Origin of the sequence: Sneathia sp. DSM 16631 (assembly GCF_014892235.1) — a bacterium.
Classification (GTDB): Bacteria; Fusobacteriota; Fusobacteriia; order Fusobacteriales; family Leptotrichiaceae; genus Sneathia; species Sneathia vaginalis.
In genome coordinates, this window is the sequence record NZ_JADBHL010000006.1 from 55,609 (window position 1) to 63,244 (window position 7,636).

The 7,636-nt window shown below is 25.4% G+C and carries 11 protein-coding genes; all 11 read left to right on the forward strand.

Going from position 1 to position 7,636, the window contains the following annotated elements; translation table 11 throughout:
* Positions 1-72: 72 nt before the first annotated feature.
* The 11 genes from IMK15_RS03665 to IMK15_RS03715 all read left to right on the forward strand — a co-directional run bounded on the left by IMK15_RS03665 (position 73) and on the right by IMK15_RS03715 (position 7,544).
* The gene (locus tag IMK15_RS03665; RefSeq protein WP_192941932.1) at positions 73-1,638 is read left to right on the forward strand and encodes a glycoside hydrolase family 13 protein; all 1,566 of its coding nucleotides are present in this window, start codon (positions 73-75) and stop codon (positions 1,636-1,638) included.
* Between the two features lie 10 nt (positions 1,639-1,648).
* A complete protein-coding gene (locus tag IMK15_RS03670) occupies positions 1,649-2,110 on the forward strand; it encodes a hypothetical protein (RefSeq protein ID WP_192941933.1) in 462 nt (153 codons plus the stop codon).
* An 80-nt stretch (positions 2,111-2,190) separates the two neighbouring features.
* Positions 2,191-3,006, forward strand: a complete 816-nt coding sequence (gene mreC, locus IMK15_RS03675; protein WP_192941934.1) for a rod shape-determining protein MreC — start codon at positions 2,191-2,193, stop codon at positions 3,004-3,006.
* Positions 3,007-3,008: 2 nt separating this feature from the next.
* The gene (locus tag IMK15_RS03680; protein ID WP_192941935.1) at positions 3,009-3,479 is read left to right on the forward strand and encodes a hypothetical protein; all 471 of its coding nucleotides are present in this window, start codon (positions 3,009-3,011) and stop codon (positions 3,477-3,479) included.
* Entirely contained in the window at positions 3,467-4,057 is a 591-nt protein-coding gene (recO, locus tag IMK15_RS03685; RefSeq protein WP_192941936.1) for a DNA repair protein RecO, read from the forward strand. Before IMK15_RS03680 ends, recO begins: the two co-directional genes overlap by 13 nt.
* Positions 4,054-4,515 carry a PTS sugar transporter subunit IIA gene (locus IMK15_RS03690; RefSeq protein WP_192941937.1) on the forward strand — a complete coding sequence of 154 codons (462 nt, stop codon included), beginning with the start codon at positions 4,054-4,056 and terminating at the stop codon, positions 4,513-4,515. Before recO ends, IMK15_RS03690 begins: the two co-directional genes overlap by 4 nt.
* Entirely contained in the window at positions 4,516-4,971 is a 456-nt protein-coding gene (nrdR, locus tag IMK15_RS03695; protein WP_192941938.1) for a transcriptional regulator NrdR, read from the forward strand. It begins immediately after the preceding gene.
* 3 nt (positions 4,972-4,974) lie between these two features.
* Entirely contained in the window at positions 4,975-5,283 is a 309-nt protein-coding gene (locus IMK15_RS03700) for an FtsB family cell division protein (RefSeq protein ID WP_046328411.1), read from the forward strand.
* Positions 5,267-5,734 carry a hypothetical protein gene (locus IMK15_RS03705; RefSeq protein WP_192941939.1) on the forward strand — a complete coding sequence of 156 codons (468 nt, stop codon included), beginning with the start codon at positions 5,267-5,269 and terminating at the stop codon, positions 5,732-5,734. Before IMK15_RS03700 ends, IMK15_RS03705 begins: the two co-directional genes overlap by 17 nt.
* Positions 5,734-6,879, forward strand: a complete 1,146-nt coding sequence (locus tag IMK15_RS03710; RefSeq protein ID WP_192941940.1) for an ABC transporter permease — start codon at positions 5,734-5,736, stop codon at positions 6,877-6,879. Before IMK15_RS03705 ends, IMK15_RS03710 begins: the two co-directional genes overlap by 1 nt.
* Positions 6,876-7,544 carry an ABC transporter ATP-binding protein gene (locus IMK15_RS03715; protein WP_192941941.1) on the forward strand — a complete coding sequence of 223 codons (669 nt, stop codon included), beginning with the start codon at positions 6,876-6,878 and terminating at the stop codon, positions 7,542-7,544. The genes IMK15_RS03710 and IMK15_RS03715 overlap by 4 nt, the downstream gene beginning before the upstream one ends.
* Positions 7,545-7,636: the final 92 nt, after the last annotated feature.

Genomic DNA, 7,636 nt, shown 5'->3' on the forward strand with positions numbered 1-7,636 from the left:
TTTTATTTTATCATTGTTTAATCTAAAAAAAATTGATATAATCTACATAACATAGAAAAAAAGGAGACAATTATGAATAAACAAGCTATATTACACCTACAAGATTCAAATTATGCATACCCTAAATCGGTTGATAAATTTGTTGTAAGACTAAGAGTAGCAAGAAATGATGATATTCAAAAAGTAATTATTGAATATGGTTGTAAGTACACATTCTATGATGTGCGTTTTGAAAAAGAAATGAAGATAAAGTACAATGATGAATTGTATTCATACTATGAAGTAGAACTAAAATTAGATGATCCAAGACTAGCATATGTGTTTAGAATTTATGACAGCTCTAATGAAATGTACTACTATTTTGAAGAAGGATTAAGTAAGGAGTTTGATTATAATAAGAGCTTCTATAATTATTTCCAATATGCACATATAAATGAAGTTGATATAGTAGAAGAAGTTGAATGGTTTAAGAATGCAGTATTTTATCAAATATTTATAGATAGATTTAATAGAGGTAAGAATAAGAAAGACTTTTCATATATAACTATGCAAAAGGAAGATATACCTACACCACATTCATTCTATGGTGGAGACTTAGAAGGTATATATGATAAAATTGAATATTTACACAGTATAGGAATTAATGCCATATACCTAACTCCAATATTTAAGTCTATATCAAATCATAAATATGATATTATTGACTATGAAAAAATAGATGAACATTTTGGTAATGATGAAATATTCATTAATCTTGTAAAAAAAGCTCATGAATATGGAATAAAGATAGTTATTGATGTTGTATTTAATCATTGTAGCAATCAACACAACTACTTTAATGATGATAAGTACTACGACTACTTTAGAAGAACAAAAGATGGATATATGACTTTTGCAGACTGTGAATATATGCCAGAATGGAATGGAAATAACCCTAAAGTAGTAGACTACTTAATAGGCATTACAAAAAATTGGATAAGAAAATATGATATAGATGGTCTAAGATTAGACGTGGCTGACGAATTACCACATGAATTTTGGAGACGATTTAGAAAAGAAGTTAGAAATGAAAAAAATGATTGTATAATAGTTGGAGAAGACTGGCATGATTCATATACATATTTACTAGGAGATCAATTTGACAGTGCTATGAATTATGCGTTCACTAAAGCTTGTGTAGACTATTTTGCAACACAAAAGTTAGATGAAAAGGGATTATCAGACAGACTTAATATGTTACTTATGAGATATAGGGAACAAAACAACAAGCAATGCTTTAATTTATTAGATTCACATGATAAAGAACGTTTCTATACACAGGTAGGTAAATCAAAGAATAAGCTATTAGCAGGACTTAATTTATTAATGTTCTATCAAGGTGTTCCTTGTATTTATTATGCAACTGAACAAATGATGGAAGGAGAAGGAGATCCTTACTGTAGACGTGCATTTGATTGGGATAAGAAACCTGAACAAGAAATACTAGATATATTAAAACTTAGAAAAGAAAAAGTTTTAGTTGATGGAGATATACAAATTTATGAAAAAGATGGTAAATTGTATGTAAAAAGAACTTTAGATGATAAAACTAAAACATTAGTTATATCAAAAAATGGTGAAGAATTTAATGTAGAATAAGGAAGGCAATATGAGAAAATATTTAATATTATTAGCACTAATATTTTCATTTTTTAGTTTCTCAAATATAGGATACAACGATTATGTTGGCTATTGGGTAGGCAGTGTTGAAAATGAAAAGCCTGATTTTGAAATAGTTAAAGAAAATAACGAATACTATCTTGTAGAATATGCATTTGTTAGAGATAGATTAGAAAATATTGCTGACAAATATTTACTAGTTAAAGTAAAAGATGGATTAGTAAACAAAGTATATACAGAAGTATATTCATTTGAAAATGCAAGAAGTGAAATACAAAAAAAATATGTTGATATTAAAGTTGGAGAAAAAGTCCTAGCACAAATATTTGATGGAAAGAAAAACAACCTAGAGTATGTATTTTATTACAAAAAAATGGATGAAAAGAAAAGACAAAATTTTGAAAGAGAAAAAACAAAAGCAAGAATAAAATATGAATTACATACATTTTAATATAGCACCTGTATAGGTGCTTTTATATTGCCATAAAATATGATATAATTTATAATAAAAGTTGAAAGAGTGGATATATAGTGAATAGAAATAAAAAGATAGAAACTATAAAAAAGATTATATATATAGTTGTAATTATATCCTTTATTTTTTTAGTTAGAAAGAAAATGATATATGCATATGATTTTGTTGTAGAAAATGTGAATTTTAGATTAGTAAAGTACAAGGATAACCTATACCAAAGTGCTATTAATTTTAGAACTAAAGTTGACATGGTTTCAAATAGTGATAAGTATATAGAAAAAATAAAGGACTTACAAAAAAAAGTTGAAGAAAAAGAATTTGTGGAAAATAAGGCAAAAGCATTAGAAATTGAAAATTTAAACTTAAGAAGTACACTAGAATTAAAACAATTTCTAAATTTAGATACAATAGCATGCGAAGTTAAGTTTTCTGATATAAAAGATGATGATACCTTATACTTATCAAAGGGAAGCGATGATGGAATTAGGTTAAATCAAGTAGTAGTATATAACGGGAATATGATAGGTAAGATAACAAAATTAGATAAGAATTGTTCAGAAGTAACCTTATTAACAAGTAAAGACTCTAAAGTTGGTGTAATAATAAATAATGAGTACTTATGTATTTTAAGGGGTAATAGTAATGGTACATTTTCAGTTAAAAACTATAACACAGATATAGATATTAATGGTAATAATAGTTTTGAAATAAAGACCTCAGGAGTAAGTGATATAATCCCTAAGGATATAATGATAGGAAATTATTATCTAAAAAACAAAGAACAATTTAAGCAAACAAAAGAGTTAATATTTGAACCTACATATAAGTACGCAAATATACGTATAGTATTAGTAGTTAAAGGGGTGAAATAATAGTGAAAAAATATTTAGTTTGTTTTTTAATTTCAAGTTTTACTATGGCAAATTTTTTGAATACAAGTTTTAGAGCAAAGATATTAGAAAGAAGTAATAGAACAGAAAAAGAATATGTTTTACAATATAAGCCAAATAATATTAAGGTAGAAGTCTTATTTCCCTCTACAAATAAAGGTGAGATATATACATATAAGCAAGGTAAAAAATACATATATTATCCTAAATTAAACCAAACTGTAGAACAAACATTATCCAATTCATCAAATGATATATTTAAATTATTAAGTGAAATGAGAGGGATTAATAAAAGTACAAGAAAAGGTAATAAGGAATATATAGTTAAAAATGGAAATATAACCAAAATCATTTGTGGTTCATTAGTAATAAATGTTACGTATATAAATAATATGCCGATAAAAATTAATATACAAGATGGTAAAGAAAAAGTTGAATATTTATGGAGTTATTAAAAGATAATGCACTAGTATTAAGTAGAAAATACTATAATGAATCAAATATACTAGTCACTCTATTTACAAAAACTTATGGTAAAATTTCATGTATTTCATATAGGGGAAGGGTAAGTAAGAAAAAAGAACTTTATGCATTAACACCAACTAGCTATATTTATACAGAAATAGAAAAAAATGGTAGTAAAACTAGCTTAGTAGACTATAGGCTATTAAAGAATGTAGATACAAGCAAGAGCATAGGAAAAGTTGAACTTTGTCTATATATAGTATATGTATTAGATAAAATACTTGAGTACAATCAAGAAGAAAAAGAATTGTATGAGAGAATAGAAAAAATATATGATTACATAGAAGAAGTAGATGAAAAAAAAGTTGAGTCTTTAGAGTATGTGTATAAGTTTATATCTCGTTTTTTAAAAAGAATATTGATAGATTTGGGTATATATTTTGAAGGTAACTTTAAGGAAACAAGAAATATTGAAGATAAAGTGTGTGAATATGAAAAATATATTAATACATATTTTAATATTGATTTAGATTATAGGAAAATAATAACAAGGAGAGTATATAAATGAAAAAGATTACAGATTATTTAAAGGTTGAAACGGTTAATTTGAATTTAGAAGCAAAAGATAAAAAATCAGTTCTAAAAGAACTATTTGAACAACTTCAAAATAGTAGCGAAATAACAGATAAGAATAAATGTTATGAAGATTTACTAGAAAGAGAAAAATTAGGAAGTACAGGTATAGGTGAAGGATTTGCAATACCACATGCTAAGTCAGATTTTGTGAAAGAATTAATAATGACAGTAGGAATTTCTAAAAATCCAATAGAATACGATGCTGTTGATGGTAAACCAGTTAATATATTCTTTATGTTCTTATCACCAAATGAATTATCACAAGAATATTTAATTTTACTTGCAAAAATATCAAGATTTATAAGAGAACCTAATTTTAAATCTGAATTATTAAGTGCAAAATCAAAAGAAGAAATAGCTGAAATTCTTTTATCAAAGGAAGAAGATTAGATGAGATGCATTTTTTGTAAAAGTACAGATACTAGTGTAGTAGATTCTAGACTAGTTGATGATAATAGGATAAAAAGAAGAAGGGAATGTAGGGTTTGTAAAAAAAGATTTAATACTTATGAGGAAGTAGAATTTCAACCCATAACAGTAATAAAAAAAGATAACAGTACAGCACCTTTTGATAGAAAAAAAATTTATAACGGAATAACTAGAGCTTTAGTTAAAAGAAAATATAATGCAGATGATATAAGGGATCTTGTAGCAGATATAGAAATAGAAATAAGAGAAAAATATAGTAAAGGGATAAGAAGCACTGAAATAGGAGAATTAATTTTAAAGCATTTATTAGATATAGATGAAGTTGCCTATGTTAGGTTTGCTTCTGTGTATAATAAGTTTGAAAATTTAGATAGCTTTATTGAGATTATAAACAAAATAAAAAAAGACAAGGGGTAGAAAATGAAAAGAAAGGATAGAATAATTCTTTTAATTTTATTTGTATTGTTTTTTGCAATATTTTTGCTACTTCCAATAATAAGAAGACAAGTTTTAATAGCTAACGAAAAATCAAAAACAAAAGTTCTTGAAAAGCAAATTGAAGAACAAAAGAAGATAAAAGAAGGTTTAGAAAAAGAAATTAAAGATTCTGGAAATTCTGAAAATATTGAAAAAATTGCAAGAGATCAATTGAATATGTCCAATGATAAAGAAAGAGTCTATAAATTTGTTGATGACGATAAAGGGGATAAAAATGGAACAAGTAAATGAAATCTTAGAAAAAGTAAAAAAAGAGACAGTGGATACAAATATAAAGCATACATTTAGACTTTCATTTATGTATAGCCTAAAGGCTATATTATTTTTAGTGATAATTATAGCACTTTTTGTTTTGAATATAGCAAAGTTTTCTAAAAAGCATATGTTACAATATGCTATACTAGTTGTAATAGTAGTGTATATCATATACTATATTTATAAATTAATAAAATATAGAATAGTAATTGATGAAAATATTTTGATATATGAAAAAAATAGAATAAATTTAAAAGATATAGTTAAATTGCAATTTATGAGAACAAGAGTTGGTGGAAGTAAATATGATAATTGCATAGCACTTCTTACTAAAGATAAAAGATATATTATACGTCTTAATATGGAAAAAAAATACTTATTCATAGCATTATTGATGAAAATTACAAAATTGAAGGTTGAAGTATAATGATAGAGTTATTTATAGCATATAGACATATAAAGGAAAGAAAGTTTCAAACATTTATTTCAATAATATCAGTAGCATTATCATTGATAGTATTTATAGTTTCTCTAACAATATCAAATGGATTAAAAGAAAATATGATTAATTCATTATTAACTTTGAGTCCACATATAAGTATAAAGTATACTCCCAAAGTTGAGGGAGACTATAAGCAAATCATAAAAAAAGTAAAAGAACATGGTGCAAAGACAACGGTATCTAATGTATATGTTCAAGGATTTGTTAAGTATAATGATAATAATTATATGCCTATAATTCGTGCAACAGAAATAGAAAAGTTAAACTTAAATTTAGTTAAAAAAAATAAGGTAAGTGGTATAGATTATGCATATATAGGTCAAGAAATGGCAAAGGATATGCATATTAAGCTTGGTGATGATATAAGCGTAGCATCATTAAATGGTAGAGAAATTCGTGTAAAAGTCCAAGGATTCTTTAAGACTGGTTTTTTAGCTTATGATAGTAATCTTGTAATAATGCCTTTAGAAGTTGGACAAATTTTAGAGGAAACAGGAAATAATATTAATAGCTTAGATGTTAGAGTTGAACATCCTGGAGACATAAAGAGTTTAAATGAATTGAAGCAAAAAATTAACTCAATTGATGACGATATACAGGCAACTACATGGGCAGATGAAAATGAAAACCTATTAGCTGCTGTACACTTTGAAGAGTTTATACTAATTCTTATACTTAGTATGCTATTTTTAATTTCAAGCTTTATAGTGTCTATAATATTAAATATATTAATACGTGAAAAAACAAGTGATATAGGTATATTAAAAGCTTGTGGATATACAAAAGGTATGATAAAAAGAATATTCATAATAGAAGGTAGTATGTTAGGAATAGGGGGTATAATTTTATCAGCTATTCTATCACCTATAGTATTAAGAGTTATACAAATTATATCTAAAAACTATTTGATAAAAACATACTATATCTCAAATTTGATTATAAAAATAGATATAAAAGAAGAATTATTGATATATGCCATATCATTTTTAATAATTTTACTAGCCTCATATCTACCATCTAGAAAGGCAGCAAAATTAGATGTTACGGAGGCGATTAGATTTAATTTATGAACTTATTAAAAATAGAAAATTTAACCAAAGAATACAAGACAAAGGTAGAAGATATAAAAATATTTTCTAATATAAATTTAACGATAGATAAAGGAGATCTAATATCTATACAAGGTAAATCAGGTAGTGGTAAGACGACATTATTAAACATTTTAGGACTTTTAGATACTAAATATGATGGCCAGGTAGAGTTTTTTAATCAGTCTTCATATAAGAGCCTTGAAAAATTAAGAGCTAAAAATATAGGGTTTGTCTTCCAATTTCACTATTTATTGCCAGAATTCACAGCACTAGAAAATGTTATGTTACCAGCATTAGCGATGAAAGAGTCTTCAAAAAATGAAATAAGAAAAAGAGCAATAGAGTTACTTAAATTAGTTGATTTAGAAGATAGAATAAATTTTTATCCTAATGAATTATCTGGTGGACAAAAACAAAGAGTCGCCATAGCAAGAGCATTAATAAATAATCCTAGTATTGTTTTAGCAGATGAACCAACAGGGAATTTAGATGAAGAAAATAGTAAAAAAATAAATGATTTATTCATTAAATTAAATAAAGAAAATGCACAGACAATAATATTAGTAACACATAGCCAAAATCTTGCAAATATTGCTAATAAAAAGTATATATTAAAAAATAGAGAATTAGTAGTTGTAGAATAGTTGAAATAGGACTATAATCTCGAGTTTGACAGTTTTTAAGGATATAAATAGGCTATAGACCAGTGTTTACTGTATCTATAGCCGTTTTTTAG